The organism is Serratia fonticola (genome assembly GCF_001006005.1).
In the GTDB taxonomy this organism is placed as follows: Bacteria; Pseudomonadota; Gammaproteobacteria; order Enterobacterales; family Enterobacteriaceae; genus Chania; species Chania fonticola.
In genome coordinates this window covers 3,530,107-3,556,385 of sequence record NZ_CP011254.1, presented here as the reverse complement: position 1 = coordinate 3,556,385, position 26,279 = coordinate 3,530,107, and the positions used below count along the sequence as shown (strand labels likewise).

The 26,279-nt window shown below is 54.8% G+C and carries 26 protein-coding genes; 1 reads left to right on the top strand and 25 read right to left on the bottom strand.

The window, feature by feature from the left end; all coding sequences use genetic code 11:
- Positions 1-102: 102 nt before the first annotated feature.
- The 16 genes from tolA to sdhC form a co-directional block, all read right to left on the bottom strand.
- Positions 103-1,308 (bottom strand): cell envelope integrity protein TolA, encoded by a 1,206-nt coding sequence (gene tolA / locus WN53_RS15825; RefSeq protein WP_024483138.1) that lies wholly within the window; start codon positions 1,306-1,308, stop codon positions 103-105.
- 78 nt (positions 1,309-1,386) lie between these two features.
- Entirely contained in the window at positions 1,387-1,815 is a 429-nt protein-coding gene (gene tolR / locus WN53_RS15820; RefSeq protein ID WP_021805261.1) for a colicin uptake protein TolR, read from the bottom strand.
- Positions 1,816-1,831: 16 nt separating this feature from the next.
- The gene (gene tolQ, locus WN53_RS15815) at positions 1,832-2,515 is read right to left on the bottom strand and encodes a Tol-Pal system protein TolQ (RefSeq protein ID WP_024483139.1); all 684 of its coding nucleotides are present in this window, start codon (positions 2,513-2,515) and stop codon (positions 1,832-1,834) included.
- Positions 2,512-2,919, bottom strand: a complete 408-nt coding sequence (gene ybgC / locus WN53_RS15810) for a tol-pal system-associated acyl-CoA thioesterase (RefSeq protein WP_021805263.1) — start codon at positions 2,917-2,919, stop codon at positions 2,512-2,514. Before ybgC ends, tolQ begins: the two co-directional genes overlap by 4 nt.
- A 133-nt stretch (positions 2,920-3,052) precedes the next feature.
- Complete coding sequence (gene ybgE, locus WN53_RS15805) at positions 3,053-3,349, bottom strand: cyd operon protein YbgE (protein WP_024483140.1); 297 nt, start codon at positions 3,347-3,349, stop codon at positions 3,053-3,055.
- Entirely contained in the window at positions 3,349-3,462 is a 114-nt protein-coding gene (cydX, locus tag WN53_RS27365; protein ID WP_021805265.1) for a cytochrome bd-I oxidase subunit CydX, read from the bottom strand. The genes ybgE and cydX overlap by 1 nt, the downstream gene beginning before the upstream one ends.
- A 17-nt stretch (positions 3,463-3,479) precedes the next feature.
- Complete coding sequence (gene cydB / locus WN53_RS15800; RefSeq protein ID WP_024483141.1) at positions 3,480-4,619, bottom strand: cytochrome d ubiquinol oxidase subunit II; 1,140 nt, start codon at positions 4,617-4,619, stop codon at positions 3,480-3,482.
- 15 nt (positions 4,620-4,634) lie between these two features.
- On the bottom strand, positions 4,635-6,203 hold the full coding sequence (gene cydA, locus WN53_RS15795; protein ID WP_024483142.1) for a cytochrome ubiquinol oxidase subunit I: 1,569 nt from the start codon (positions 6,201-6,203) through the stop codon (positions 4,635-4,637).
- A 764-nt stretch (positions 6,204-6,967) separates the two neighbouring features.
- Entirely contained in the window at positions 6,968-7,840 is an 873-nt protein-coding gene (sucD, locus tag WN53_RS15790) for a succinate--CoA ligase subunit alpha (RefSeq protein ID WP_024483143.1), read from the bottom strand.
- Positions 7,840-9,006 carry an ADP-forming succinate--CoA ligase subunit beta gene (sucC, locus tag WN53_RS15785; RefSeq protein WP_024483144.1) on the bottom strand — a complete coding sequence of 389 codons (1,167 nt, stop codon included), beginning with the start codon at positions 9,004-9,006 and terminating at the stop codon, positions 7,840-7,842. Before sucC ends, sucD begins: the two co-directional genes overlap by 1 nt.
- A gap of 119 nt (positions 9,007-9,125) precedes the next feature.
- The gene (gene odhB / locus WN53_RS15780; protein WP_024483145.1) at positions 9,126-10,340 is read right to left on the bottom strand and encodes a 2-oxoglutarate dehydrogenase complex dihydrolipoyllysine-residue succinyltransferase; all 1,215 of its coding nucleotides are present in this window, start codon (positions 10,338-10,340) and stop codon (positions 9,126-9,128) included.
- A gap of 10 nt (positions 10,341-10,350) precedes the next feature.
- A complete protein-coding gene (gene sucA, locus WN53_RS15775) occupies positions 10,351-13,167 on the bottom strand; it encodes a 2-oxoglutarate dehydrogenase E1 component (RefSeq protein WP_024483146.1) in 2,817 nt (938 codons plus the stop codon).
- A 254-nt stretch (positions 13,168-13,421) separates the two neighbouring features.
- Entirely contained in the window at positions 13,422-14,138 is a 717-nt protein-coding gene (locus tag WN53_RS15770; RefSeq protein WP_021805271.1) for a succinate dehydrogenase iron-sulfur subunit, read from the bottom strand.
- A gap of 16 nt (positions 14,139-14,154) precedes the next feature.
- Entirely contained in the window at positions 14,155-15,921 is a 1,767-nt protein-coding gene (gene sdhA, locus WN53_RS15765) for a succinate dehydrogenase flavoprotein subunit (protein WP_024483147.1), read from the bottom strand.
- Positions 15,922-16,269: a succinate dehydrogenase membrane anchor subunit gene (gene sdhD / locus WN53_RS15760; RefSeq protein WP_024483148.1), complete on the bottom strand. Its 348-nt coding sequence runs from the start codon at positions 16,267-16,269 to the stop codon at positions 15,922-15,924.
- Positions 16,263-16,652 carry a succinate dehydrogenase cytochrome b556 subunit gene (sdhC, locus tag WN53_RS15755; RefSeq protein WP_024483149.1) on the bottom strand — a complete coding sequence of 130 codons (390 nt, stop codon included), beginning with the start codon at positions 16,650-16,652 and terminating at the stop codon, positions 16,263-16,265. Before sdhC ends, sdhD begins: the two co-directional genes overlap by 7 nt.
- Positions 16,653-17,298: 646 nt before the next feature.
- Between sdhC and WN53_RS15750 the strand changes: the two genes are divergently transcribed.
- Positions 17,299-18,588, top strand: a complete 1,290-nt coding sequence (locus WN53_RS15750; protein WP_021805275.1) for a citrate synthase — start codon at positions 17,299-17,301, stop codon at positions 18,586-18,588.
- A gap of 87 nt (positions 18,589-18,675) precedes the next feature.
- Here WN53_RS15750 and nei read toward each other — a convergent pair whose 3' ends face one another.
- From nei to WN53_RS15705, 9 genes are all read right to left on the bottom strand, one after another.
- Positions 18,676-19,467, bottom strand: coding sequence for an endonuclease VIII (gene nei / locus WN53_RS15745; protein WP_024483150.1), 792 nt, complete (start codon positions 19,465-19,467; stop codon positions 18,676-18,678).
- A gap of 73 nt (positions 19,468-19,540) precedes the next feature.
- Positions 19,541-20,185 (bottom strand): pyroglutamyl-peptidase I, encoded by a 645-nt coding sequence (pcp, locus tag WN53_RS15740; protein ID WP_024483151.1) that lies wholly within the window; start codon positions 20,183-20,185, stop codon positions 19,541-19,543.
- 8 nt (positions 20,186-20,193) lie between these two features.
- A complete protein-coding gene (locus tag WN53_RS15735) occupies positions 20,194-21,201 on the bottom strand; it encodes a DUF979 domain-containing protein (RefSeq protein ID WP_024483152.1) in 1,008 nt (335 codons plus the stop codon).
- Positions 21,198-21,929, bottom strand: a complete 732-nt coding sequence (locus WN53_RS15730; RefSeq protein ID WP_021805279.1) for a DUF969 domain-containing protein — start codon at positions 21,927-21,929, stop codon at positions 21,198-21,200. Before WN53_RS15730 ends, WN53_RS15735 begins: the two co-directional genes overlap by 4 nt.
- Before the next feature lie 66 nt (positions 21,930-21,995).
- A complete protein-coding gene (gene pxpA, locus WN53_RS15725; RefSeq protein WP_024483153.1) occupies positions 21,996-22,733 on the bottom strand; it encodes a 5-oxoprolinase subunit PxpA in 738 nt (245 codons plus the stop codon).
- Entirely contained in the window at positions 22,730-23,656 is a 927-nt protein-coding gene (pxpC, locus tag WN53_RS15720) for a 5-oxoprolinase subunit PxpC (protein WP_024483154.1), read from the bottom strand. The genes pxpA and pxpC overlap by 4 nt, the downstream gene beginning before the upstream one ends.
- On the bottom strand, positions 23,650-24,306 hold the full coding sequence (pxpB, locus tag WN53_RS15715) for a 5-oxoprolinase subunit PxpB (protein ID WP_024483155.1): 657 nt from the start codon (positions 24,304-24,306) through the stop codon (positions 23,650-23,652). The genes pxpC and pxpB overlap by 7 nt, the downstream gene beginning before the upstream one ends.
- Positions 24,307-24,530: 224 nt before the next feature.
- Positions 24,531-25,274 carry a type 2 GTP cyclohydrolase I gene (locus WN53_RS15710; protein WP_024483156.1) on the bottom strand — a complete coding sequence of 248 codons (744 nt, stop codon included), beginning with the start codon at positions 25,272-25,274 and terminating at the stop codon, positions 24,531-24,533.
- A gap of 17 nt (positions 25,275-25,291) precedes the next feature.
- On the bottom strand, positions 25,292-26,272 hold the full coding sequence (locus tag WN53_RS15705) for an MBL fold metallo-hydrolase (protein ID WP_024483157.1): 981 nt from the start codon (positions 26,270-26,272) through the stop codon (positions 25,292-25,294).
- Positions 26,273-26,279: the final 7 nt, after the last annotated feature.

The window sequence follows — 26,279 nt, the reverse complement described above, 5'->3', positions numbered from 1 at the left end:
GATAATTTAGCAGAATTTTAACAAACCAACGCCAACAACACTACATATTCCCTGTTGGTTACCTTGGTACATCCATGCGTTTAACTCGGTTTAAGACAATCATTATTGAGGCTTAAATGTAAGAGGAGCATTCTTAAATGCCTCATACACCGCCTGGCTAGGTGGCTTTGGAATACGAGCCTGCTTAGCTGCCGCCAATGCGGCCTGACACAAGGCAGGATCCCCACCTTCAGCCTTAACATCAATCAACAAGCCATCCGGTGCCAATTTAATCCGTAAATCGCAGGTCCTTCCTTTGTAAAGGTCAGCATCGTAAAACTTGCTCTGTATTGCGGCAGTAATCTGCCCCAGGTAACCATTAATCTCGGCACCGCTTGCCCCTGCAGTTTTGGCATTACCCTGCCCTGCTGGTTTGCCGTCACCTTTAGCCTTGGCACCGCCACCTTTCGGCGCGTTTTTACCATCGGCCAAGCTACCGAATAAGTCATCTACATCAGCAGACTGTTTGGCTGCTTCAGCAGCGGCCTTCTTCTTGGCATCTGCGGCTTTCTTGGCGGCAGCAGCCTTCTCGGCAGCGGCGGCTTTTTTCGCTTCTTCTGCGGCAGCTTTTTTCTCAGCGTCGGCAGCGGCTTTCTTCTCTGCAGCCTCAGCTGCTTTCTGTTCAGCGGCCGCGGCGGCTTCTTTCTTCGCCTCTTCCGCCTGCTTTTTAGCAGCGGCGGCAGCGGCAGCTTCTTTCTTGGCTTCCGCTTCGGCTTTCTTCTGTGCGTCTGCCTGCGCCTTGGCTATTTTATCCGCCTCAGCTTTAGCTTTTGCCGCAGCTTGCTCAGCTGCCTTCTGTTGTTCTTTGGCCTTCGCCGCAGCGGCTTCTGCTGCTTTCTGCTGCTCAGCGGCCTGCTGTTGCTGCTCAGCGGCTTTCTTCTGCTGTTCGGCCTGTGCCTTGGCGTCCTGCGCGGCTTTTTCCTGCGCGGCCAAACGCTCTTGTTCCAGTTCTTTCAGGCGCTGCTGTTCCGCCGCCTGCTTCTGCTGCAGCTCTTCAGCCTGTTGCTCCGCCTTCTTCTGGCGCTGCTTTTCTGCACGCTGTGCATCACTGCTCTGTTGTTGCTGGCGATTGTACTGCTCTACCACCGCCCCTGGATCGACCATCACGGCCCCGACCACGGAACCATCACCGCCGCCGCCTGCACTACTCATTTCAGTATTTTCGTACAGCGAACCCCAAATCAACAGGGCAATCAATAGAATGTGCAGAACCACCGATACAATCACGGAGCGGTTCAGCTTATCATTTTGCTCAGTTGCCTTTACCAAAATAGAATCCCAAAAACTGCTGCTTAAACGGGGTTCCTGCGCCACAGGGCAGGAACCGGGTTGCCACTGACCTTACGGTTAGATTGGCTGGGTCATCAACCCTACGGAAGCGACACCCGCCTGATGCAGAATATTCAATGCCTTGATAATCTCATCGTACGGTACTTCCTTGGCCCCACCGATCAAAAACACCGTCTTCGGATTAGCTGCCAGACGCGACTTGGCTTCGGCCGCCACCTGCTCAGGCGGCAACAGCTCCATACGGTTGTGATCAACCACCAGGGTGTACTGACCTACGCCGGAAACTTCCAGGATCACCGGTGGATTATCGTCACTGGACACCGTCTTGGAATCGGTGGCATCAGGCAAATCAACTTCAACGCTTTGGGTGATGATTGGCGCGGTTGCCATAAAGATCAGCAACAGCACCAACAAGACGTCCAGCAGAGGAACAATGTTGATTTCCGACTTCAGCTCACGCTTGTTACGACCACGAACTCTCGCCATGCTACCCTCCTACTTCTTATTTGCTGTCGCTGGAGAAGGCCTGACGATGCAGAATAGCGGTGAACTCTTCCATAAAGTTGTCGTAATTCTGCTCAAGCTTGTTAACGCGCTGGTTTAGGCGGTTATAGGCCATAACGGCAGGGATCGCGGCAAACAGACCGATGGCCGTGGCGATCAACGCTTCGGCGATACCCGGTGCTACCATCTGCAAGGTGGCTTGTTTTACCGCGCCCAGGGCGATAAAGGCGTGCATGATCCCCCACACAGTACCAAACAGGCCGATATACGGGCTGATGGAACCCACGGTGCCGAGGAAAGGAATATGGTTTTCCAGCGTTTCCAGCTCACGATTCATCGAAATACGCATCGCACGCGTTGCGCCTTCGATCACCGACTCCGGCGCATGGCTGTTAGCGCGGTGCAAACGGGCAAACTCTTTGAAACCGGAATGGAAAATCTGCTCTGAGCCAGTCAGGCTATCGCGGCGCGCCTGGCTTTCCTGATACAGACGGGAAAGCTCGATACCAGACCAGAATTTGTCTTCGAAGGCTTCGGCGTCGCGAGTGGCCGCATTGAGGATGCGGGTCCGCTGGATGATGATCGCCCAAGAAGCCACTGAAAAGCATATCAAAATCAGCATGATAAACTTGACCAGCAGGCTCGCCTTCAAGAATAGATCTAGGATGTTCATGTCAGTCACTGCTTAAACTCCGCGACAATAGACTTAGGAAGCGCTATCGGCTTCATTTGGTGTGGATCAATGCATGCAATCAATACATCGGCCTGACTCAAGAGAGTACCGTCAGAATTAACAATGCGTTGAGCAAACGTAAGAGAAGCCCCGCGTATTGAGGTGATTTTGCTCTGCACTTCCAGCAGATCGTCAAGACGAGCTGGTGACAGATAATCCACCGTCATACGCCGGACAGCGAAAGCGACATGTTCTTCACTGAGCAGCTGCTGTTGATGAAAGTTATGTTGACGCAGCATCTCGGTGCGCGCTCTTTCATAAAAAGCGACGTAACGGGCGTGGTAGACCACACCACCGGCATCTGTGTCTTCAAAGTAAACACGAACCGGCCATCGAAACAACTTATTACTCACGAGACTTCCAAACCAAGGCAATTGAACGATTGCTACTATACGCAAGACGGATCGGGTTGGGAATGGGTTACTGAATGGGAATGAAAATAATTATGGGCCTGAACGGCCCATAACATGGGGGATGCGTAATAGATTATAAAGAAACGTAAAGTAATCCTGCGGCCAGGATCACAATTGCAGGTAATGGCGCGAAAAATGCACGCCAAAACGTGCTCTGTGACCGGAAGCCGACACCGTGAACGATGCCCGCACATACCGCCCAGATCAGCAAGATGCCCTGCCAGATCTCTAACGAGCTGGTACGTGCTGCAAAACGGCTAGGATCCCAAAAGACACATCCCGCCAAAATCACCGCCAGCACCAATGAAAGGGCCCGAACCGGGCCCTTGTCGGTGATAGCGTACAGCTTATCCACCAGTGACGAACTCATCACTTACCGTCTTGCTGCGCTTTTGAATCTTCACTGTGCTCAAGCGCCAGCGCCGTGATGATACCGAAGGCACAGGCAAGAAGCGTTCCGAGGATCCAGGCAAAATACCACATGGTTTAGCTCCTTTTGCTTAGTACAGCGAATGCTTATTTTTTTCGATGAAGTTCTTATCCAGGCGACCAAACATTTTGTAGTACGCCCAAGCGGTGTACGCCAGAACGATTGGCACGAAGATAATGGCAACAACGGTCATCACCTGCAGCGTGAACAGGCTGGAAGTCGCATCCCACATGGTCAGGCTGACGTTAGGCACGGTGCTTGATGGCATAACGAACGGGAACATGGTTACCCCAGCCGTCAGGATCACACAGGCAATCGTCAGTGATGAACTCAGGAACGCCATCGCAGCTTTGTCCAAACGGGCAAACAGGATAGTGAACAGTGGCAGAACCACGCCCAACGCCGGCAGTGCCCACAGGATTGGATACTTGTTGTAGTTGATCAACCAGGCACCCGCCTGATGAGCCACTTCTTTACGCAGTGGGTTGGATTCCGCTGCCGTATCCAGTGCTGAGGTGATCACGAAACCGTCGATACCTTTCACCAGCCAGATACCCGCCAACAGGAAGCATACGCCCATCACCAGCGCAGAAATCTGCGCCGCAGCGCGTGAGCGCAGGTGAATCTCGGCAGTGGTACGCATCTGCAGGTAGGTTGCCCCCTGAGTCACCAGCATGGTCAGGCTGACAATACCGGCCAGCAAACCAAACGGGTTCAACAGTTGGAAGAAGTTGCCGGTATAGAACAGACGCAGATATTCATCGATATGGAACGGCACGCCCTGTAACAGGTTACCGAACGCCACGCCGAACACCACCGCAGGCACGAAGCTACCGACAAAGATGCCCCAGTCCCACATGTTACGCCAGGTGCTGTTTTCCAGCTTCGAGCGGTAGTCAAAACCGACCGGGCGGAAGAACAAGGCAGCCAGCACCAGGATCATGGCCACATAGAAACCAGAGAACGCGGCAGCATAAACCATTGGCCAGGCGGCAAACAATGCGCCACCGGCGGTGATCAACCACACCTGGTTACCGTCCCAGTGCGGGGCAATGGCGTTGATCATTACCCGGCGCTCGGTATCGGTTTTACCGATGATGCGCATCAGAATACCGACACCCATATCGAAACCATCGGTGACGGCGAAACCGATCAGCAAGATGCCAACCAGGAGCCACCAGATAAATCGCAGTACTTCGTAATCAAACATATCTTGGACTCCTGTTTAGCGCGCTTCCTGCACGGCGGCAGTCGGTTGTTCAAAGTGGTAGCGGCCAGTTTTCAGGCTGCTTGGACCCAGACGTGCAAACTTGAACATCAGGTACATTTCAGCCACCAGGAACAGGGTGTACAAGCCGCATATCAGCCCCATTGAGAACAGAATGTCGCCTGCGGTCAGCGAAGAGGTGGCGACTGCGGTTGGCAGCACCTCACCTATCGCCCACGGCTGACGGCCATACTCTGCCACGAACCAGCCCGCTTCAACGGCAATCCATGGTAATGGCAGGCCGAACAGCGCAGCGCGAAGCAGCCATTTCTTCTGACCGATACGACCACGTACCACGCTCAAGAATGACAGGCCGATGATAAACAGCATCAACACGCCAGCCGCCACCATGATACGGAAGGCGAAGTACAGTGGAGCAACGCGCGGGATAGAATCTTTGGTTGCCTGCTGGATCTGCGCTTCCGTTGCGTCGGTGACGTTTTCGGTATAGCGCTTGAGCAGCATGCCGTAGCCCAGATCCTGTTTGGTATCGTTGAATGCGGTACGCACTGCCGGATCGGTATTACCGCCACGCAGCTCTTCCAGCAGTTGGTAAGCCTTCATACCGTTACGGATACGCACCTGGTGCTGTGCCATCAGATCGCGCAGGCCGATAACCGGGGTGTCGATAGAACGGGTAGCAATCAGGCCGAGCGCCCAAGGAATTTGAATTGCGAAGGAGTTCTCCATTTTCTCCTGGTTCGGAATACCGAACAGGGTAAATGCGGCCGGAGCCGGTTGAGTTTCCCATTCGGCTTCAATGGCAGCCAGTTTGGTTTTCTGCACGTCCCCCATTTCGTAACCGGATTCATCACCCAGCACGATAACGGAAAGGATAGCAGCCATACCGAAGCTGGCAGCAATGGCGAACGAACGCTTGGCAAAAGCAACGTCACGCCCTTTCAGCAGATAGTAAGAGCTGATACCCAGCACGAACATCGCGCCGGTGGTGTAGCCAGCAGCTACGGTGTGAACGAACTTCACCTGTGCAACCGGGTTGAAGACCAGCTCGGAGAAGCTGAGCATCTCCATACGCATGGTTTCAAAGTTGAAGTCGGAGGCGATTGGGTTTTGCATCCAGCCGTTGGCGACCAGGATCCACAGCGCAGACAGGTTTGAGCCGAGGGCAACAAACCAGGTGACCGTCATGTGCTGGATCTTGCTCAGGCGATCCCAGCCGAAGAAGAACAGACCGACCAGCGTCGATTCCAGGAAGAACGCCATCAGACCTTCGATAGCCAGCGGGGCCCCGAAGATGTCACCGACGTAATGAGAGAAGTACGACCAGTTGGTCCCGAACTGGAACTCCATGGTCAACCCGGTGGCCACACCCAGAGCAAAGTTGATTGCAAATAACTTGCCCCAGAATTTGGTCATATCTTTATAAATTTGTTTGCCGGACAGCACATATACCGTTTCCATAATTGCCAGCAAAAACGCCATACCCAGCGTTAATGGGACAAATAGGAAGTGGTACATCGCCGTTAAAGCAAACTGTAAGCGCGACAGTTCGACAATATCAAACATCTTGACTCCTTGCTCCTCGCAGGAAGACTCCGACTTGCGGTTATCGGTATTACTCCCGAAAGAGTAGCCGGTAACGCCCCGCAGTGAATGCCCTTAAACACAACAAAATTTGATCCAGCCTCTCCGCTTTCAACCGTACGTTCAGAGCCAGACCACGAGGGGCGGGAGCAAAACGCACCAATGAAAACCGACAGCGGGTAACAAATGCAACAAGATCAACCATCCATAATTACACAATGGCATGATACTCGCCAAAGCCCATACAATAAATAGGTATTTGCGTGACGCAGGTTGGACTTTTGGCTACAGGTCAAAAATCAGCCTAAATAGGTAGCCAGGCCAATATTGATCTAAAACAATTTAAGCCTATCTGCATATTATTGCTAGGCTCATTACACATTTTACTGTAATTTCCCAGCGCCCATGTTAAGCAATGGTTTAATTGTTTTTTATTGATATCTTTGTGTTAAATAAATGTAATTTAAAATACCCCCAATTGTATTACTTCAGCATTACCATTCGATAGATATTAACTTTTTATTTTCAATGGCAATTGCAGTGAGTTAACTCACAAATCTGCTTTTTGCTAAGTAATCATAGACCATGTTGCGAGGTTGATCCCAGAACCTGCAAGCATTGAGTGATCAGCTCTCACCTCCCGCAACAATGCCTTGCAAAACGCCCTTCTCTCTCAGTGACATACATAAAAAAGGCCGCCCAAAGGCGGCCAAACATGTCGAGATATTATTATTTGCTATACGGTACTAACGATTCAGGATCGCCTTCACTGCATCACCGATATCAGCCAGGCTGCGTACGGTTTTCACCCCTGCCGCTTCCAGAGCCGCGAACTTCTCATCCGCAGTCCCTTTGCCGCCGGCAATGATGGCGCCAGCATGGCCCATACGCTTGCCTTTAGGTGCAGTAACACCAGCGATATAACCGACTACCGGCTTGGTGACGTGCTCTTTGATATAGGCCGCCGCTTCTTCTTCCGCGCTGCCGCCAATCTCACCGATCATCACGATAGCTTCGGTCTGTGGATCTTCCTGGAACAACTTCAGGATATCGATAAAGTTGGAACCCGGGATCGGGTCACCACCGATACCGACGCAGGTAGACTGCCCCAGACCGGCGTCAGTGGTTTGTTTTACCGCTTCATAGGTCAGGGTACCTGAACGGGAAACGATGCCCACCTTGCCTGGCAGGTGAATATGGCCAGGCATGATACCGATCTTACATTCGCCTGGGGTGATCACACCAGGGCAGTTCGGGCCAATCATGCGCACGCCGGCTTCATCCAGCTTCACTTTCACGGTCAGCATATCCAGGGTCGGGATGCCTTCGGTGATGGTGATGATCAGTTTGATGCCTGCATCGATGGCTTCCAGAATAGAATCTTTGCAGAATGGCGCTGGCACGTAGATAACAGACGCGGTAGCGCCAGTCGCTTCAACAGCCTCACGCACGGTGTTGAACACTGGCAGACCCAGGTGCTGAGTACCGCCTTTGCCCGGAGTCACGCCACCCACCATTTTGGTGCCGTAAGCGATAGCTTGTTCGGAGTGGAAGGTACCCTGGCTACCGGTGAAACCCTGGCAGATTACTTTGGTGTTCTTATCGATTAAAATGGACATTATTTACCCTCCACTGCCGCAACAACTTGCTGAGCCGCATCAGTCAGGCTGGTCGCAGCAATGATATTCAAACCGCTGTCCGCCAGTTTCTTGGCGCCCAGTTCGGCGTTGTTCCCTTCCAAGCGCACTACCACCGGGACGTTAACGCCCACTTCAGCTACCGCGCCAATGATACCGTCTGCGATCAGATCGCAACGCACAATGCCACCAAAGATGTTAACCAGTACCGCTTTCACCTTGTCGTCAGACAGGATGATTTTGAAGGCTTCGGTCACGCGCTCTTTGGTTGCGCCACCGCCCACATCCAGGAAGTTGGCTGGTTCGCCACCGTGCAGTTTCACGATGTCCATGGTACCCATCGCCAGACCGGCACCGTTCACCATACAACCGATGTTACCGTCGAGGGCGACATAGTTCAGTTCCCACTGGGCCGCACGGGATTCACGCTCATCTTCCTGAGAAAGGTCACGCATTTCACGCAGTTCGGACTGGCGGAACAGGGCGTTGCCATCAGCACCCAGCTTACCATCCAGGCAGATCAGATCGCCCTGCTTGGTCACTACCAGCGGGTTGATCTCAACCATCGCCAGATCGCGCTCCAGGAACAGCGTTGCCAGACCCATAAAGATTTTGGCAAATTGGCCGACTTGCTTACCGGTCAGGCCCAGTTTGAACGCCAGCTCACGACCCTGGTAAGGCTGTGGGCCTGCCAGTGGATCGATGGTCATTTTGTGGATCAGTTCCGGGGTCTCTTCCGCAACTTTCTCAATTTCAACGCCGCCTTCGGTGGAAGCCATAAACACTACGCGACGGCTGGCACGGTCAACTACCGCACCCAGATACAGCTCTTTGTCGATGTCGGTGGCCGCTTCTACCAGGATCTGGTGAACCGGCTGGCCCAGCGCATCGGTCTGGTAGGTCACCAAGCGTTTACCCAGCCAGGCTTCGGCAAAAGCACGGATATCTTCTTTGCTGTTAACGACTTTAACGCCACCAGCTTTACCACGGCCGCCAGCATGAACCTGACATTTTACCACCCACGGGCCGGAGCCGATTTTAGATGCGGCTTCTTCTGCTTCACGCGGAGTGGTACAGGCGTAACCGGTTGGTGCTGGCATGCCATACCGAGCAAACAGCTGTTTTGCCTGATATTCGTGTAAATTCATGATGTTCTATCCATTCAGGTCAGAAAGTTTTAGCCGGGTCACTTTCGCGGTATTCCGCATGACTTATCGGCCACATAGCACAGGGTGTGGGCGCGGCAAAAACCGCGCCCTTGCAGGGATTAAACGTCCAGCAGCAGACGAGCCGGATCTTCCAGCATGTCTTTCACCGTCACCAGATAACTCACCGACTCTTTGCCATCGATCAGACGATGATCGTAAGACAGAGCCAGATACATCATCGGCTGGATCACGACCTGACCATTGACCGCCATTGGGCGATCCTTGATGGCGTGCATACCCAGAATGGCGCTCTGCGGTGGGTTGATGATCGGGGTAGACATCAATGAACCGAACACGCCGCCGTTGGTAATAGTGAAGTTACCGCCAGTCAGCTCTTCCACGGTCAATTTGCCGTCACGGCCTTTGATCGCCAGCTCTTTGATTTTCTTCTCGATGTCCGCCATGCTCATGGAATCAACGTCACGCAGTACCGGGGTTACCAGGCCACGCGGGGTTGATACCGCAATGCTGATATCGAAGTAGTTGTGGTAAACCACATCGCTACCGTCGATAGAGGCGTTCACTTCCGGGAAGCGTTTCAGCGCTTCGACTACCGCTTTGATGTAGAAGGACATAAAGCCCAGACGTACACCGTGGCGTTTTTCGAAGGCTTCGCCGTACTGCTTGCGCAGATCCATGATCGGCTGCATGTTGATTTCGTTGAAGGTGGTCAGCATCGCGGTGCTGTTCTTCGCTTCCAACAGGCGCTCGGCCACGCGTTTGCGCAGACGGGTCATAGGAACACGTTTTTCGCTACGGCCGCCCAAGGCTGGCTGAGGTGCCGCCGCTGGGGCTGCTGCCGGTGCCGCTTTCTTGCTGGCAGCCAGGTGCGCTTCTACGTCTTCACGCGTGATACGGCCACCCACGCCGCTGCCTTTGATGGCGGCAGCATCGAGATCGTGTTCGGCAATCAGGCGGCGGATCGCCGGGCTGAGTGCGTCGTTGTTTTCTTCTTCCAGGCTAGCGGTTGCGCGCTGTGCCGGAGTTGATTCAACGCTCTGAGCTTTCGCTTCGGTCGGCTTGCCAGAGCTGTCACCCTGACGGATGCGCCCGAGAAGCTGACGTGAAGTCACGGTTGCGCCTTCGTCTTCCAGGATCGCTTCCAGTACACCGGCTTCACTGGCTGGCACTTCCAATACAACTTTGTCGGTTTCAATCTCAACCAGCACTTCGTCACGCTGAACGGTATCACCCGGTTTTTTATGCCAGGTGGCGACGGTCGCATCGGCAACGGATTCAGGGAGGTCAGGAACCAGAATATCTACGCTACTCATTAGCTTTCCTTTAAATTTTTTCTTCAATATTCAGCGCGTCATTCACCAGAGCCTGCTGCTGCTTCTGGTGTACGGACATATAACCTACCGCCGGAGAGGCAGAGGCTGGACGTCCTGCGTAACGTAAAGAGGCCCCAAACGGGATCACTTCACGGAAATTGTGTTGGCTGCAATACCAGGCGCCCTGGTTCAACGGCTCTTCCTGACACCAGACGAAATCATGCACGTGGGCATACTGTTCCAATACCGCCTGAACGGCCTGATGCGGGAACGGATACAGTTGCTCGATACGTACGATGGCCACGTCTTTCTGGTCGTTCTTGCGGCGTTGTTCCAGCAGATCGTAATAAACCTTACCAGAACACAGCACCACGCGTTTCACCGCTTTGGCATCCAGCTCGTCAATTTCGCCGATGGCCGGTTGGAAGGTGCCGTTTGCCAGTTCTTCCAGGGAAGAGACTGCCAGCGGATGACGCAGCAGGGACTTCGGTGACATCACCACCAGCGGACGGCGCATACCGCGCAACGCCTGACGGCGCAGCATATGGTAGACCTGTGCCGGAGTGGATGGGATGCACACCTGCATGTTCTGTTCTGCACACAGCTGCAGGTAACGTTCCAGACGCGCAGAGGAGTGCTCTGGGCCCTGGCCTTCGTAACCGTGCGGCAGCAGCATCACCAGGCCACACATACGGCCCCATTTCTGCTCACCGGAGCTGATGAACTGGTCGATCACTACCTGAGCACCGTTGGCAAAGTCACCAAACTGCGCTTCCCAGATGGTCAGGGTGCGCGGCTCTGCGGTGGCGTAGCCATATTCAAATGCCAGAACGGCTTCTTCAGACAGCACCGAGTCCCAGACTTTGAATTCGCCCTGGCCGCTGTGGATATTCGCCAGCGGGACATAGACAGAACCATTTTTCTGGTTGTGCACCACCGCATGACGGTGGAAGAAGGTGCCACGGCCAGCATCTTCACCGGAAATACGGATCGGGATGCCTTCATCAGCCATGGTGGCGTAAGCCAGCGTTTCCGCTGCGCCCCAGTCGAACGGTTTGTTGCCTGCAGCCATCTCGGCACGATCGCCATAGATTTTCGCGACGCGCGACTGCATTTCGATCGCTTCCGGTACGCTGCTGATGCGGCGAGCCAGTTCCTGCAGGCGCTTCATCTCAACCTTGCTTGGGTACTCTTCGTCCCACTCATGGTTCAGGTATGGCGACCAGGTGAAGGAGTGCAGGTTCATCGGACGCCACTCTTCAACCACACAGTCACCGCGGTCGAGAGCATCGCGATACAGGTTGACCATTTCCGTGGCATCTTCCAGGCTGGCAACCTTCTGTTCGGTCAGCACGTCAGCGTAGAGTTTGCGTGGCGTTGGGTGTTTCTTGATCTTCTGATACATCACCGGCTGGGTTGCACTTGGCTCATCGGCCTCGTTATGCCCATGGCGACGGTAGCAGACCAGATCGATCATCACGTCACGTTTAAAGGTGTTACGGAAATCCAACGCCAGACGGGTGACAAAGGCCACCGCTTCCGGATCATCGGCATTCACGTGGAAAATTGGAGCCTGCACCATCTTGGCGATATCGGTACAGTATTGGGTGGAACGCGCGTCCAACGGGTTGGAGGTAGTGAAACCAACCTGGTTGTTGATGACGATACGCACCGTGCCGCCCACTTCATAACCGCGAGCCTGCGACATGTTCAGGGTTTCCTGAACCACGCCCTGCCCGGTGATTGCTGCGTCACCATGAATGGTGATTGGCAGAACCATGTTGCTGCGCGCTTCGTCCAGACGGTCACGGCGGGCACGTACAGACCCCATGACAACCGGGCTGACGATTTCCAGGTGCGACGGGTTAAACGCCAGCGCCAGGTGAACCATGCCGCCTTCGGTTTCCACGTCGGAAGAGAAGCCCTGGTGATATTTCACGTCACCGGTGCCCAGGTGTTCTTTATGCTTGCCGGCAAACTCGTCGAACAGGTCGGCCGGTTTTTTACCCAGCACGTTGATCAACACGTTCAGACGGCCACGGTGGGCCATACCCAGCACCACTTCACGCGTGCCGTTTTTGCCCGCGTGACGCACCATTTCTTTCAGCATCGGCACCAACGCGTCGCCACCTTCCAGCGAGAAACGTTTGGCCCCAGGGAATTTGGCACCCAGGTAACGCTCCAGCCCTTCGGCTGCTGTCAGTTCGCTCAGGAAACGGCGTTTCTCATCGGTGGTGAAGCTGGCACGCCCCGCTACCGATTCAATGCGCTGCTGGATCCAGCGTTTCTCTTCGGTGTTGGTGATGTGCATATACTCGGCACCGATCGAACCGCAGTAGGTCTGCTTCAGCGCCGCGTACAGATCGCTCAGCTTCATGGTTTCTTTGCCGATGGCAAAAGAACCCACGTTGAAGGTTTCCTGGAAGTCGGCTTCGGTCAGGTTGTGGTACGCCGGATCGAGATCGGGAACGCGCTCCTGTTTCCACAGGTCTAACGGGTCGAGGTTAGCGTGCTGATGCCCACGGAAGCGGAAGGCGTTGATCAGCTGCAATACCTTGACCTGCTTGGCATCGGTTTCAGGATCGTTGATGGTGGTGTTATAACGAGCAGAATCTTTCGCCAGGCGGCGGAAGTAATCTCGCGTTTGGGAGTGGAGCTGATCGGGTTTGACACCCGCAGTTGGTAGTTGCTGGAAAATCGAACGCCAACTATCTTCAACGGAACTCGGATCGGTTAAAAAGTCTTCATAGAGCTGCTCTATGTAGGACTGGTTCGCGCCCGCCAGATAGGAGGAATCCAGCCAGGCCTTCATTGCGCCGTTCTGCATTTTGATCCCTTAAGCTTTAAAGCTTCAGTTTTCGCCGTGGTTAACATAATTACCGTAATGGTACGCTTAACGGTTCACTAGACGTGCTTATACAAGTGCACGTTCTGTTTTGGACCTTGCGGCCCCATACAAGGAACCTCTAAAAACCGGCGGGACAAACCTGATTGCCTTTAACCACAATCACGGGTCAGTTTTTAGAGATCCCCTCTTGGGATGTGCGCCGGTAAAGACACCGGCGCAGCATCTCGTTCTGTTTATGCGCCGCGTTGCAGCAGCATAGACTTGATATGACCAATTGCACGGGTCGGATTCAAGCCCTTAGGACATACACTGACACAATTCATAATGCTATGGCAGCGGAAAACACTGAAAGCGTCGTTCAGATCGTCCAATCGTGCTTCAGTTTCCGTATCACGGCTGTCGATCAGGAAGCGGTACGCCGCCAACAGACCGGCCGGGCCAACAAACTTGTCAGGGTTCCACCAGAACGATGGGCAAGAGGTGGAGCAACAGGCACAGAGAATACATTCGTACAATCCATCCAGTTTTTCCCGCTGATCCGGCGTTTGCAGGTGCTCACGCGCCGGAGGATTCTTGCCATCATTAATCAAGAACGGCTTGATCTTTTCATACTGGGTATAGAACTGCCCCATATCCACCACCAGATCGCGCACCACCGGTAACCCCGGCAGCGGGCGGATCACAATCTTGTTGTTGCCTTTACGCAACGACGAGACTGGGGTGATACAGGCTAGGCCATTCTTACCGTTCATATTGATGCCGTCTGAACCGCACACGCCTTCACGGCAAGAGCGGCGGAAAGATAAGGTCGGGTCCTTTTCTTTCAGCTGGATCAACGCATCCAGCAGCATCATGTCACGGCCTTCTTCCGCTTCCAGGCTGTAGTCCTGCATATGCGGGGCGCTATCAACATCCGGATTGTAGCGATAGATAGAGAATTCAAGTTTCATCAATCGAGCTCCGCAATTAGTAAGAACGCACTTTCGGCGGGAATGCCGCGCGCAGCTTCGGTTGCATGTTCACTTCACGACGCGTCATGCTTTCCGATTGCGGCAGATACAGCGAATGGCACAGCCAGTTGGCATCGTCACGCTCCGGGTAGTCGAAGCGGCTATGCGCGCCACGGCTCTCGGTACGGAAGTTGGCCGACACGGCGGTGGAATACGCGGTCTCCATCAAGTTATCCAACTCCAGGCATTCGATGCGCTGGGTGTTGAATTCGCTGGAGGTATCATCCAGGCGTGCGTTCTTCAGACGTTCACGGATCACTTTCAGCTCTTCCAACCCTTTCGCCATCGCATCACCTTCGCGGAACACCGAGAAGTTATGCTGCATACAGGATTGCAGTGCCTTACGAATTTCCACCGGATCTTCACCAGAACGGGTGTTGTTCCAACGGTTCAGACGATCCAGCGAAGCTTCGACGTCCGATTCGCTGGCTTCGCGGCTTTCGCCCTGCTCTGCCAACGACTCTTGCAGGTGCATACCGGCAGAGCGACCAAACACCACCAGATCCAGCAGCGAGTTGCCACCCAGACGGTTGGCGCCGTGTACCGATACGCAGGCAATTTCGCCGACCGCGAACAGACCCGGGATCACCACGTCTTCGCCTTTCTCGTTCACGGTCAGCGCCTGGCCGGTTACTTTGGTCGGAATACCGCCCATCATATAGTGGCAGGTTGGAATAACCGGGATCGGCTCTTTCACCGGATCGACGTGAGCGAAGGTACGGGACAGCTCCAGAATGCCCGGCAGGCGGGACTCCAGCACTTCTTTGCCCAGGTGATCCAGTTTCAGTTTGGCATGTGGGCCCCATGGACCGTCACAGCCGCGGCCTTCACGGATCTCAATCATGATCGAACGTGCCACAACGTCACGGCCCGCCAGATCTTTGGCATTTGGCGCATAACGTTCCATGAAACGTTCGCCATGTTTGTTCAGCAGGTAACCACCTTCACCGCGACAACCTTCGGTGACCAGTACGCCAGCCCCGGCAATACCGGTTGGGTGGAACTGCCACATTTCCATATCCTGCACCGGTACACCGGCACGCAGCGCCATACCGACACCGTCACCGGTATTGATGTGGGCGTTGGTGGTGGATTGGTAAATACGGCCTGCCCCACCGGTAGCCAGAATGGTTGCCTTGGCCTTGAAGTACACGACTTCACCGGTTTCGATACAGATAGCGGTGGTACCGACTACCGCACCATCCTGGTTTTTCACCAGATCCAGCGCATACCACTCGGAGAAGATGGTGGTGTGGTTTTTCAGGTTCTGCTGATAAAGGGTGTGCAACAACGCGTGACCGGTACGGTCTGCCGCCGCAGCGGTACGGGCCGCCTGCTCGCCACCAAAGTTCAGTGACTGGCCGCCAAACGGGCGTTGATAAATGCGGCCATCGTCCAGACGGGAGAACGGCAGGCCCATGTGTTCCAACTCCAGAATCGCTTCCGGGCCGGTTTTACACATATATTCAATGGCGTCCTGGTCACCGATATAGTCGGAACCTTTCACCGTGTCGTACATATGCCATTCCCAGTTGTCTTCGTGGTTATTGCCCAAGGCTACGGTAATGCCGCCTTGTGCAGACACGGTATGGGAACGGGTCGGGAATACTTTGGAAAGCAGGGCACAGGTTGAGCCCGCCTGGGAAATCTGCAGCGCCGCGCGCATACCTGCGCCACCAGCACCGATAACAACTGCATCAAACTCTCTGATTGGCAGTTTCATTTAAGCACCCCACACTACGATTGTTCCGTACAGTAAATAGACCAGCAACGTGACGACAATCGCCAGTTGCAGCACCAGGCGTAACGCCAGTGGCTTGATATAGTCCGTCAGCACCTGCCACATTCCCACCCAGGCGTGAACCAGGATCGATAGCAATGTCAGCAAGGTGAATACTTTCGTAATGGAGGTGGCGAAGAAGCCGCGCCAGATTTCATAGGTGATGTCCGGAGCCGTAGCCACGAAGCCCAGGATATAGAGAACATACAGGGTGATGACGATAGCGGAAGCACGCAGTAACAACCAGTCGTGTACGCCGTTACGTCCTAATGCAGAAACGTTGCTTACCATACGAGGACTCCAGCCAGAATTGACAGCACGACGGTCAGACCGAACGCCACCTGGGCAGAACGGGTACCTGCGGCTAAACTCTCTTCGATATAGCCAAAATCCATTAACAAGTGACGAATGCCACCGCAAATGTGATAGGCCAACGCGGTGAGGATCCCCCAGAAAATGAATTTCACGAAGAAGCTATTCATGATGGCGGCAGCGTGCAGGAAGCCCTCTTGAGAAGAGAGAGAGATACCCAGCAGCCAGAGGAGAATGCCCACGGCAACGAAAGTAATTACGCCAGAGACTCGGTGTAAGATGGACGCTATCGCAGTTACAGGAAACCGGATCGTTTGCAGATCCAGATTGACAGGTCTTTGTTTTTTCACGGTTTTGCCCACACAGCTCTTATTATTTTCCTTCCTCCGGACCTGGGTGGGGATCAGACAGCGTCCAAGAGTTTTCACTCTTACACCTCACGCGCTCAAACATCGATATCCTAGTGCTTAAACGGCGCGTAGTGATAACGCTGGGTGCTCCTACTTCAGGGTAATCCGGAGACCTGGCGGCAGTATAGGAGGTTCACATTCTTATTACAATTCCCATACAATCCCTTTGGTCACATTTCCCCAGAACAGTGATTTAGATCACGATTATTACATTTAGCACGAAATTAATTATCTGATTTGACAAGAGATCAACATTTCCATTACAAATAGGGCAGCAATCAACCCTATGATGCACTAGCGGTCACCGGATACACTTCCCCCTAAGCACAAGTTATGCAACAGTGTAGCGATAGTGTATGTGGTTAACATTCCAAACAGATCGTAGGTAATGATTAAAAGAAAATAACGAATCCCGATGAATCGTTAACGGCTGCTAACCCGTCTTGTTCGCCTGGTGCAAACTCTGTCCCCTACCGGCGCAAATGCGCTGTCGCTCACAGAGTTAGCGTTCGCTCGACTTTATTGCGGGCAACCTGCGGAGATTTAAGGTATTTCAGTTGTTAGAGGTTTTTAAAATAAGGCGTTAAGGAGACTGTAAATGACTGATAAGAAAGCGACGCTAAGCATCAACAACGGCGAAGCTCCGATCGAACTGGGCGTGCTCACCCCTTCACTGGGCCCTGATGTGATTGACGTACGCGCCCTGGGCTCCAAAGGTTATTTCACATTTGATCCCGGCTTTACTTCTACCGCTTCCTGTGAATCCAAAATCACGTTCATCGACGGCGACAAAGGTATCCTGCTGCACCGCGGCTTCCCGATTGAGCAGTTGGCAAAAGAGTCCTCCTACCTGGAGGTGTGCTACATCCTGCTGTACGGCGAAACCCCGAGCGCTGAAGAGTTCGAAACTTTCAAAACCACGGTAACCCGCCACACCATGATCCACGACCAGATCACCCATCTGTTCCGTGGTTTCCGCCGTGACTCGCACCCAATGGCGGTGCTGTGCGGCGTGACAGGTGCCCTGGCTGCGTTCTATCACGATGCGCTGGACGTCAACAATGAACGTCACCGTGAGATCACCGCGTTCCGCCTGCTGTCCAAAATGCCTACCGTGGCAGCGATGTGTTACAAGTATTCTCTCGGCCAGCCGTTTGTTTATCCACGCAACGACCTGTCCTACGCCGGTAACTTCCTGCGCATGATGTTTGCTACACCTTGCGAAGAGTACGTGGTGAATCCAGTGCTGGAACGCGCCATGGATCGTATTCTGATCCTGCATGCCGACCATGAGCAGAACGCGTCCACCTCCACCGTGCGTACCGCCGGTTCATCAGGTGCCAACCCGTTTGCCTGTATCGCGGCCGGTATCGCTTCCCTGTGGGGGCCAGCGCACGGCGGTGCCAACGAAGCAGCACTGAAGATGCTCGAAGAGATCAAAACCGTTGAGCACATCCCTGAGTTCATCAAACGCGCCAAAGACAAGAATGACTCGTTCCGTCTGATGGGCTTTGGCCACCGCGTGTACAAAAACTACGATCCACGCGCCACCGTGATGCGTGAAACCTGTCACGAAGTGCTGAAAGAACTGAACAAGAAAGACGACAACCTGCTGCAGGTGGCGATGGAGCTGGAACACATCGCGTTGAACGACCCGTACTTCATCGAGAAGAAACTGTACCCGAACGTCGATTTCTATTCAGGTATCATCCTGAAAGCAATGGGTATTCCTTCTTCCATGTTTACGGTGATCTTCGCAATTGCCCGTACCATTGGCTGGATTGCCCACTGGAACGAAATGCACGACGAAGGCATCAAGATCGCTCGTCCGCGTCAGCTGTATACCGGCTATGCCGAGCGTGAGTTCAAGTCTCAGGTTAAGAAGTAAGCTTTAGCAGGGGCGTCATATTCGCCCCAACTCGGCTAATGACCCAATCGACTTGACGCTGCCCCACTGGCAGCGTTTTTTTATGGGTTACTTCTGGCAAACCGGGCACCAATAAAACGGTCGCGAAGATAGCGCCGTTTTCTCGATCATTGCCCCACAGCGCGGACAAGGCTCACCGCTGCGATGAAACACCTTGAAGCTGAACAGTGTGCCGTGATGGCGATTTTCATCTACCTGACCACGGGTCTGATATGAAATGCGTGGAATATCCAACAGCGCCTGCGCCAACTGATGTAGCGCATCAGGGGTGAGATCCTGCGGTTTATGCTTGGGTGCAAGTTCTGCCTGCCACAAAATCTCGGCTCGCAGGTAGTTGCCCAGGCCAGCCAGAAAAGACTGATCCAGCAGCATCCCGCCTAACTGGCGCTTACAAAACGCCGGCGATAACAACCGCTGTTCCACCTGCTCTACGGTCAGAGCCATATCCAGCACGTCAGGGCCAATACGTTTTAAAAACGGGTGCTGCTCGATCTCACCGCGCGGCGCAATGGTGATATCCGAAGCGCTGTACAACAAAATCGCCCACTCGGCCGTCTCCAATCGCACCCGCAAATCGCGCTTGGTTTCTGGCGTTTCGCCAGCTAGCACCACCTTCCACACGCCATAGAGCTGGTTGTGGCTGTACATGGTCAAACCGTTGGAGAAATCGGTTAACAAGGCTTTACCACGCGGTTCGATGGCGGTGATACGTTCACCGACCAGCTCGACCTGATAGTGTTTCAGTTGCGGGAAAGCAAACCAGACTTCGGTCAGTGGTTGCTCGATCATCACCGCCGCCAGCTTATCTGCCGCCCGGCGGATCTCCGGCCCTTCTGGCATGGACAAACTCCTTGATTGAAAAGGGTCCGGCAAGCCGAACCCTAGGGTTAACATGGAGGTAGCATAAATGACCTCAGTGCGTGGCGCCACCCACCACTTTCAAGTCATGCTCTACCTGCAAGGCAATCGAAATTGCCATTTCCAAAGCAAACAGCACCGTCTGGGCTGCCATGCTCGGTGCACCAGGATGCTGTGCCGCTTGCTCAGGCAGGTAAGGGATATGGATAAAGCCGCCCTTCACCGCCTGCTGCCCGCTCAAGCGGTGCAACAGACCGTACATCACATGGTTGCAGACATAGGTCCCGGCGGTTTGTGATACCGAGGCCGGAATGCCAGCCTCACGCATCGCATTCACCACCGCCTTGATCGGCAAGGTGCTGAAATAGGCCGCCGGGCCATCTGCCACAATGACCTGGTCGATCGGCTGTTGCCCCTGATTATCGGGAATACGCGCATCATCGACGTTAATAGCGACGCGCTCCAGCGTGATGTCGGTACGCCCGCCCGCCTGGCCGATCGCCAACACCATCGCTGGCTGAACTTCGTCAATGGCCGCGTTCAGCACCGTCAACGCCTCTCCGAAGACGCAAGGTAGCTGGCGCGCGATAATGTGCGCCCCACCAAGCTCCAGATCGTTAAGCTGCTTCACCACCTCCCAGGATGGGTTGACACGCTCGCCGCCAAACGGCTCAAAGCCGGTAATCAATACTTTCTGCATGCGTTCTCCTAGAGGAACATCAGGAAATAAAGCAGGAATACGTTAACCAGCAGCAACGTGACCCCGGTCGGTATCTGCGCCTTGATGACCGCATTCTTGTCCGGCAACTCCAGTAACGCCGCCGGTACAATATTAAAGTTAGCAGCCATTGGCGTCATCAACGTGCCGCAATAGCCGGAGAACATGCCGATAGCCGCCATCACCGCGGGGTTACCGCCGTGTTGCAGTACCAGGATCGGGATACCGATACCCGCAGTGACAATTGGGAAAGCCGCAAACGCGTTCCCCATGATCATGGTTAATACGGCCATGCCGATGGCATACACCGCTACGGCGATAAAGCGGTTATCTACCGCCAGGTATTCCTGCGTTAAATGGGAGATAGCCGTGCCGACGCCCGCAACGGTGAACAGCAGGCCAAGAGTAGCCAGGATTTGCGGCAGGATGAAGGCCCAGCCGATGGAATCCAGCAGACGACGAGCTTCCTGCACTGGCTGCGACATTTTCTCACGGGTCATCTTCACCGCAATAACCAGGCCAAGCAAGCAGCCGAGGGTCATGGAGAACAACGTGATCAAGGTGGAGTGGTTACCGCTGCCAAACACCGCCTGTTGCAAGGCTGGGATGTTATTGAACAGCAGCACGCCGATCACCGTGACGACAGGGATCGCCAGCGCCGGGATAAACAGACGGTTGCCCAGGCGTTTGGCACTGGTTTCGCGCTCTTGCTGGCTGCGCTGATGATAGCTACCAAGACGCACACCGCCAAAACCGGCGATCAAAGCCATCACCACCACCAGCACGCCCACGGTGATATGCAGTTGACGTTTGGCTTCGGCCCCTGAACCAAATAGCCCATAGGTCCAATCCCCCACCAGGAAGATCAATCCATACAAGGCCCAGAACAGACCGGTAGAGATACGACGTGGGTTGGCCTTATCGCCAAACGACATCGCGGCGACGATCAGTAATACCGCACCCGCCAGCCAATAGAGATATTGTTGTTGGAATATCATTGGCCTTCTCCCTTGGCCTGCAACGCAGCCTGGTTAAGTTTGCTCAGTTCAGCGTTGAGTTGTTTGTCCATGCGGTACAAACGGAACGAGTGGATCAGGAAGGCAAAGATCGCCGTTGGGATCCCCCACAGCGCAATGTGCAGCGGTTCGGTCTGAATGCCGCCGGATTCCAGCATAAAGTTATGCATAAAGATGATCGCGCCAAAGGCGACAAAAATATCTTCACCAAAGAACAGCCCGACGTTATCGGTCGCAGCAGACATTGCCCGCAGACGATAGCGCACACGCTCCGGCAGTTCCCCATAGCGGTTTTCCGTAGCCCCCTCTGCCATCGGTGCCAACAGCGGACGTACCATCTGAGGTTGGCCGCCCAGGCTGGTCAGCCCCATTGCCGCCGTTACTTCACGCACAAACAGGTAGACGATCAGTAAACGCCCGGCGGTAGCGCTTTTGATTTTGGCAATCCACGCCTGCGCACGTTCTTTCAAACCGTGGCGCTCTAACAGCCCGATAATCGGCAGCGGTAACAGCAGGATCAGCGGCAGGTTACGGGTATTGAGGAAGCCCTCGCCGAGCTTTTCCAAAATGACATCCAGCGGCATCAATGCCGCCAGCCCGGTGATAATACCGGCGGCGATCACCACCAGCACCGGGTTAAAACGTAATACAAATCCAACCACGATGGCAGCGATGCCTATCAGTGGCCAGAGGTTTACCGCTTGTTCCATATTCACTTCCCTCTTGTCGCCCTCGGTCTTGCGGGCAATGTTGTGTTTGCTGTAGTCATTATTTTTTTATGCGGCGCTGACGCCAATCTGCTGCTGAGCAAAGCTCTCTCTCAGCTTCCTGGCATAGGCCAGTGCATGTTCCCCGTCGCCGTGCAGGCAAACGGTTTCAGCCTTGACGGAGGCCCAGCCCCCCTCAACGGTTCGTACACGCTGGTGGCGAACCATTTCCAGCGTCTGTTGCAATGCCAGTTCATCACTGGCGATCAGTGCTCCTGGTTGCCCACGAGGCACCAATGTTCCATCGGCCTGATAGCCGCGATCGGCAAACACTTCCTGCCGCGTCGCCAACCCCAGTTTTTCACCTGCGCGGATCAGCTCACTGCCAGCCAACCCCACCAAGCGTAACGAAGGGTCTACCGCCAACACCGCGCGAGCAATGGCTTCGGCCAATTCCGGCTCCACCGCCGCCTGGTTGTAGAGCATGCCGTGCGGTTTCACATGGACCATCACGCCGCCTTCAGCACGGGTAATGGCAGCCAGTGCACCCAACTGATACACCACTTGGGCATACACCGTTTCTACCGGTAACTGCATCCGGGTGCGGCCGAAGTTTTCCCGATCCGGGAAACTGGGATGGGCACCAATCGCCACACCGTATTGCAACGCCCAGCGCACCGATTGGCGCATGGTCTGGGCATCCCCGGCATGGAAACCGCAGGCAATATTGGCCGAGCTGACCAACTGCAACAACGCTTCATCATTGGCGCAGCCTTCACCGAGATCGGCATTTAAATCGACGATCATTGAACCCCCCAGGCAATCTGTTGAATAAAGTGATCCTGCTCGGCCTTGGCGCGCTGCGCCTCTGCCAGGGTGCAGGGGATAAAGTGAAGCGCATCCCCCAGACGGATCTGCGCCAAGTGGAACAGATCGGCCTCGATCACGCAGGCAATCCGCGGGTAACCCCCGGTAGTCTGGGCATCGGCCATCAAGACGATCGGCTGGCCGTTGTGTGGAACCTGGATGACACCGGGTATCAGGCCATGGGAGAGCATTTCCCGTTCAGTGGTGCGCGTCAGAGCGCTGCCACCGTGCAGGCGATAACCCATGCGGTTACTCTGCGGGCTGAGCTGCCAGGCGGTACGCCAGAAGTCATCCTGTGCCTGTTGGCTGAACTCGTCATATTCCGGCCCGGTCAACACCCTGATCCGGTTGCTGAACAGCGGCTGTTTCACGCCGATAACCGTAGTCGGCAGCGCCTGCGGCTTACCCGCTGGCAGCAGGTCGCCTTCCTTCAACTGTCGGCCTTCCAGTCCACCAAAGCCCGCTTTCAGATCGGTGCTGCGTGAGCCCAGCATCTCCGGGACATTGATGCCGCCAGACACCGCCAGATAGCTGCGCATCCCGCGTTTAGGCATCTTAAGCGTCAGTTGCTGGCCTTTTTTTACCGGATAGCGCCAGCCCGTCCACAAAGATTTTCCGTCCAGCTGAGCATCGCAGCCCGCGCCGGTCAGCGCAATCCACCCATTATGGGTAAATTCGGCACTGAATTGCCCCAGCGTGATCTCCAACCCGGCCGCTTCGGGCGAGTTGCCCACCAGCAGGTTGGCTATTTTCAGCGCGGGGATATCCAGAGCACCGCCCTGGCTGATGCCCAAACGCCGGAAACCGTTACGCCCCAAGTCCTGGACGGTGGTGTAAATACCGGCTCGCAAGATCTTCAGCATACGCCCCCCTTTTGCGGCACAAAGCGCACGTTGTCGCCTGGGCGCAGCAGCGTCGGCGGCATTTCATTAGGATTAAACAGCGCCAGCGGCGTGCGGCCAATCAGTTGCCAACCGCCCGGCGTAACCAGCGGATAGATCCCCGTCTGGCCGCCACCGATCCCCACAGAACCCGCAGCAACAGACAGGCGCGGTTCCGCTCGGCGAGGAGTGGCCAGACGCTCCGGCATCCCCCCCAAGTAGGTAAAACCAGGTTGAAAGCCCAGGAAATAAACCACATACGCGGTGGACGAATGGCATTCCACCACCTGTTGCGGCGTCATGCCGGTATGGCGCGCCACCTCATCCAGGTCGGGGCCATATTCGCCGCCATAGATCACCGGGATATCGACATCGCGGGACTCTGGCACCAGACTTTCGTTACCCTCCCATCCTTGACGCAGCAGTTCCAGCATCGCCTCGGCATCGGCCTGCGGCGTATACAGCAACAGCGTCAGGTTATTCATTCCCGGCACCACTTCCCGTACGTCAGTGTGGTGATTCAACTTTTCTGCCAATGCCCAGATGCGCTGCTGACTTTGCAGCGTCACCGGAGGTGCCAATTCAAGCACTACAGCGCGTTCCCCTAGCAGGTAATATTGTGCTCGTTGCACCCCTATCTCCTTATACTCGTCGTGTTTCAAGCCGCAGCATGACTGACCGCTCACGAACGAATGAGCGGGTCGCTGGGTAGCAACTTGAAGTTCACAGGGTATTTTATTATTTGAAAAGCGTATCAGTTATGCGGGACGTAACGTCGGCTGTCAAGAGAGCAACCTTCGGGAATATAAGGGATTAGCAGCGCTAAAGGGTTCGTTTTACCGAACCCATAGGCAAATCAGGCCGGATTGGGGATATCGATAAAGGTGACGTCAAAGCCGTGATGTTGCGCTAACCACTCGCCTAACGCCTTGATCCCACCGCGTTCCGTCGCGTGATGGCCGGCGGCAAAAAAGTGCACCCCCATCTCCCGCGCCGTATGAATAGTTTGCTCAGAAACTTCACCGCTGATAAACGCATCAACGCCAAATCGCGCCGCGCTGTCGATAAATCCCTGGCCGCCACCGGTACACCAGGCCACCCGACGGATTGCCTGCGGAGCATTATCGCCACAGTGCAGCACCGCACGGCCAAGACGGCTTTCGATACGCTGTTGCAGTTCACCCGCGCTGAGCGGTTGCTCAAATTCTCCGTGCGGCACCAAAGGCTCGATCTCGCCGATCACGCGGATGCCCAGCGCCTTTGCCAACTGCGCGTTATTACCCAGTTCCGGGTGTGCATCCAGCGGCAAGTGGTAGCCATACAGGTTGATATCGTTGCTCAGCAGAGTTTTCAGCCGGTTACGCTTCATGCCGCGTACCGCGGGTGCTTCGTTTTTCCAGAAGTAACCATGATGCACCAGTATGGCATCCGCCTGATGTTCCACCGCCGCATCCAACAACGCCTGGCAGGCCGTCACTCCCGTCACGATGCGCTGCACATGTGCCCGCCCTTCCACCTGCAAGCCATTTGGCGCGTAGTCCTGGAAGGCCGCACAGTTGAGTTCGCTGTTGATCAGATGTTCCAGATCGAGGTTACGCATAGTCATCTCACTCTCATTCAAAATTGTTGCCGATCGCCCTGTTCCATCAGGATAAATTTCACGCCCAGATCGTTGCCCTGATCCAGCTGTTGTTTGATGGTAGCACGCACATCTTCCCCCTGTTTCAGGCTGGGCTTGATGTGGCTGATGATCACCGGCAGATCTTTTAACGATCCCTCTCCGCCGCTGTACTGCTGGAGGTTTTTCAGCTCCTTCAGTAGCCAGGCCGGGGTCAGATGACCATACAGGTGTTTGTCATCCACCTCGTTCGGGTAAGAGGTTTCGATAATCATGCCCTTTAGCTTCTTCTGCTCAATCAGCGGCCCCAGCTCGCGCCAGGCGTTATCCAGATTACGTGACTGCTCCAGCGCGTCCGGCCCGGTATCGCCAAAGTAGGCAAATGATCCTTCACGGTCGGCCACCAGCAACATCGAAGAGGGGTAGCGATCGTGGCTAAGTGGGTACATCACCCCGCTCAAACCGGTCAGGCCCAGGGTGACTCGCTGCAGCGGGCGCACCGTTTGCAAGCGGTAAGTACCCAGCCGCGAGCCATTACCGGCATCGGTAAAGTTAGGCCAGGCTTTCCAGTTAAAATAATGATTGCGCAGCGTCAATACGGTATCGGCCTGCGCATAAACGGTTTTCTTACTGTCTTCCGGTGAACCGAGGATCAACCCAGCGACGTGATCCAGATGGCCATGGCTAATGAAGTAACCGCCAATCAGCTGACGGAAAATATAGCCCTGAGGGGTGAAGGGAGCGGCCAGCTCGGGCGTGACCTGTGGAAAACTGCCCTTTTCCAGCCCTTTGGCAATCCCCGGCAGCAGCGTTCCGGCATCCAGTGCCAGATACTGCGTCTGGCTATCACTGCGGATAAGATAAGAAGTCAGATTGCCGTCGCTGACGCCACCGTCGACGCCCAGCGCCACTACGTCAAAACCGGCCACGGCCAACGCGGAATAGCCGCCCAGGCACAGGGCCAGTAGTTTCTTCATCATCAGGAAG

What these genes read in the sequence shown, in the direction of transcription:
- tolR (WP_021805261.1), bottom strand. Translation starts at nt 1,815, where the DNA reads ATGGCGAGAGTTCGTGGTCGTAACAAGCGTGAGCTGAAGTCGGAAATC.
- ybgE (WP_024483140.1), bottom strand. Translation starts at nt 3,349, where the DNA reads ATGAGTTCGTCACTGGTGGATAAGCTGTACGCTATCACCGACAAGGGC.
- cydX (WP_021805265.1), bottom strand. Translation starts at nt 3,462, where the DNA reads ATGTGGTATTTTGCCTGGATCCTCGGAACGCTTCTTGCCTGTGCCTTC.
- cydB (WP_024483141.1), bottom strand. Translation starts at nt 4,619, where the DNA reads ATGTTTGATTACGAAGTACTGCGATTTATCTGGTGGCTCCTGGTTGGC.
- cydA (WP_024483142.1), bottom strand. Translation starts at nt 6,203, where the DNA reads ATGTTTGATATTGTCGAACTGTCGCGCTTACAGTTTGCTTTAACGGCG.
- sucD (WP_024483143.1), bottom strand. Translation starts at nt 7,840, where the DNA reads ATGTCCATTTTAATCGATAAGAACACCAAAGTAATCTGCCAGGGTTTC.
- sucC (WP_024483144.1), bottom strand. Translation starts at nt 9,006, where the DNA reads ATGAATTTACACGAATATCAGGCAAAACAGCTGTTTGCTCGGTATGGC.
- odhB (WP_024483145.1), bottom strand. Translation starts at nt 10,340, where the DNA reads ATGAGTAGCGTAGATATTCTGGTTCCTGACCTCCCTGAATCCGTTGCC.
- sucA (WP_024483146.1), bottom strand. Translation starts at nt 13,167, where the DNA reads ATGCAGAACGGCGCAATGAAGGCCTGGCTGGATTCCTCCTATCTGGCG.
- WN53_RS15770 (WP_021805271.1), bottom strand. Translation starts at nt 14,138, where the DNA reads ATGAAACTTGAATTCTCTATCTATCGCTACAATCCGGATGTTGATAGC.
- sdhA (WP_024483147.1), bottom strand. Translation starts at nt 15,921, where the DNA reads ATGAAACTGCCAATCAGAGAGTTTGATGCAGTTGTTATCGGTGCTGGT.
- sdhD (WP_024483148.1), bottom strand. Translation starts at nt 16,269, where the DNA reads ATGGTAAGCAACGTTTCTGCATTAGGACGTAACGGCGTACACGACTGG.
- WN53_RS15750 (WP_021805275.1), top strand. Translation starts at nt 17,299, where the DNA reads ATGACTGATAAGAAAGCGACGCTAAGCATCAACAACGGCGAAGCTCCG.
- nei (WP_024483150.1), bottom strand. Translation starts at nt 19,467, where the DNA reads ATGCCAGAAGGGCCGGAGATCCGCCGGGCGGCAGATAAGCTGGCGGCG.
- pcp (WP_024483151.1), bottom strand. Translation starts at nt 20,185, where the DNA reads ATGCAGAAAGTATTGATTACCGGCTTTGAGCCGTTTGGCGGCGAGCGT.
- WN53_RS15735 (WP_024483152.1), bottom strand. Translation starts at nt 21,201, where the DNA reads ATGATATTCCAACAACAATATCTCTATTGGCTGGCGGGTGCGGTATTA.
- WN53_RS15730 (WP_021805279.1), bottom strand. Translation starts at nt 21,929, where the DNA reads ATGGAACAAGCGGTAAACCTCTGGCCACTGATAGGCATCGCTGCCATC.
- pxpA (WP_024483153.1), bottom strand. Translation starts at nt 22,733, where the DNA reads ATGATCGTCGATTTAAATGCCGATCTCGGTGAAGGCTGCGCCAATGAT.
- pxpC (WP_024483154.1), bottom strand. Translation starts at nt 23,656, where the DNA reads ATGCTGAAGATCTTGCGAGCCGGTATTTACACCACCGTCCAGGACTTG.
- WN53_RS15710 (WP_024483156.1), bottom strand. Translation starts at nt 25,274, where the DNA reads ATGCGTAACCTCGATCTGGAACATCTGATCAACAGCGAACTCAACTGT.
- WN53_RS15705 (WP_024483157.1), bottom strand. Translation starts at nt 26,272, where the DNA reads ATGATGAAGAAACTACTGGCCCTGTGCCTGGGCGGCTATTCCGCGTTG.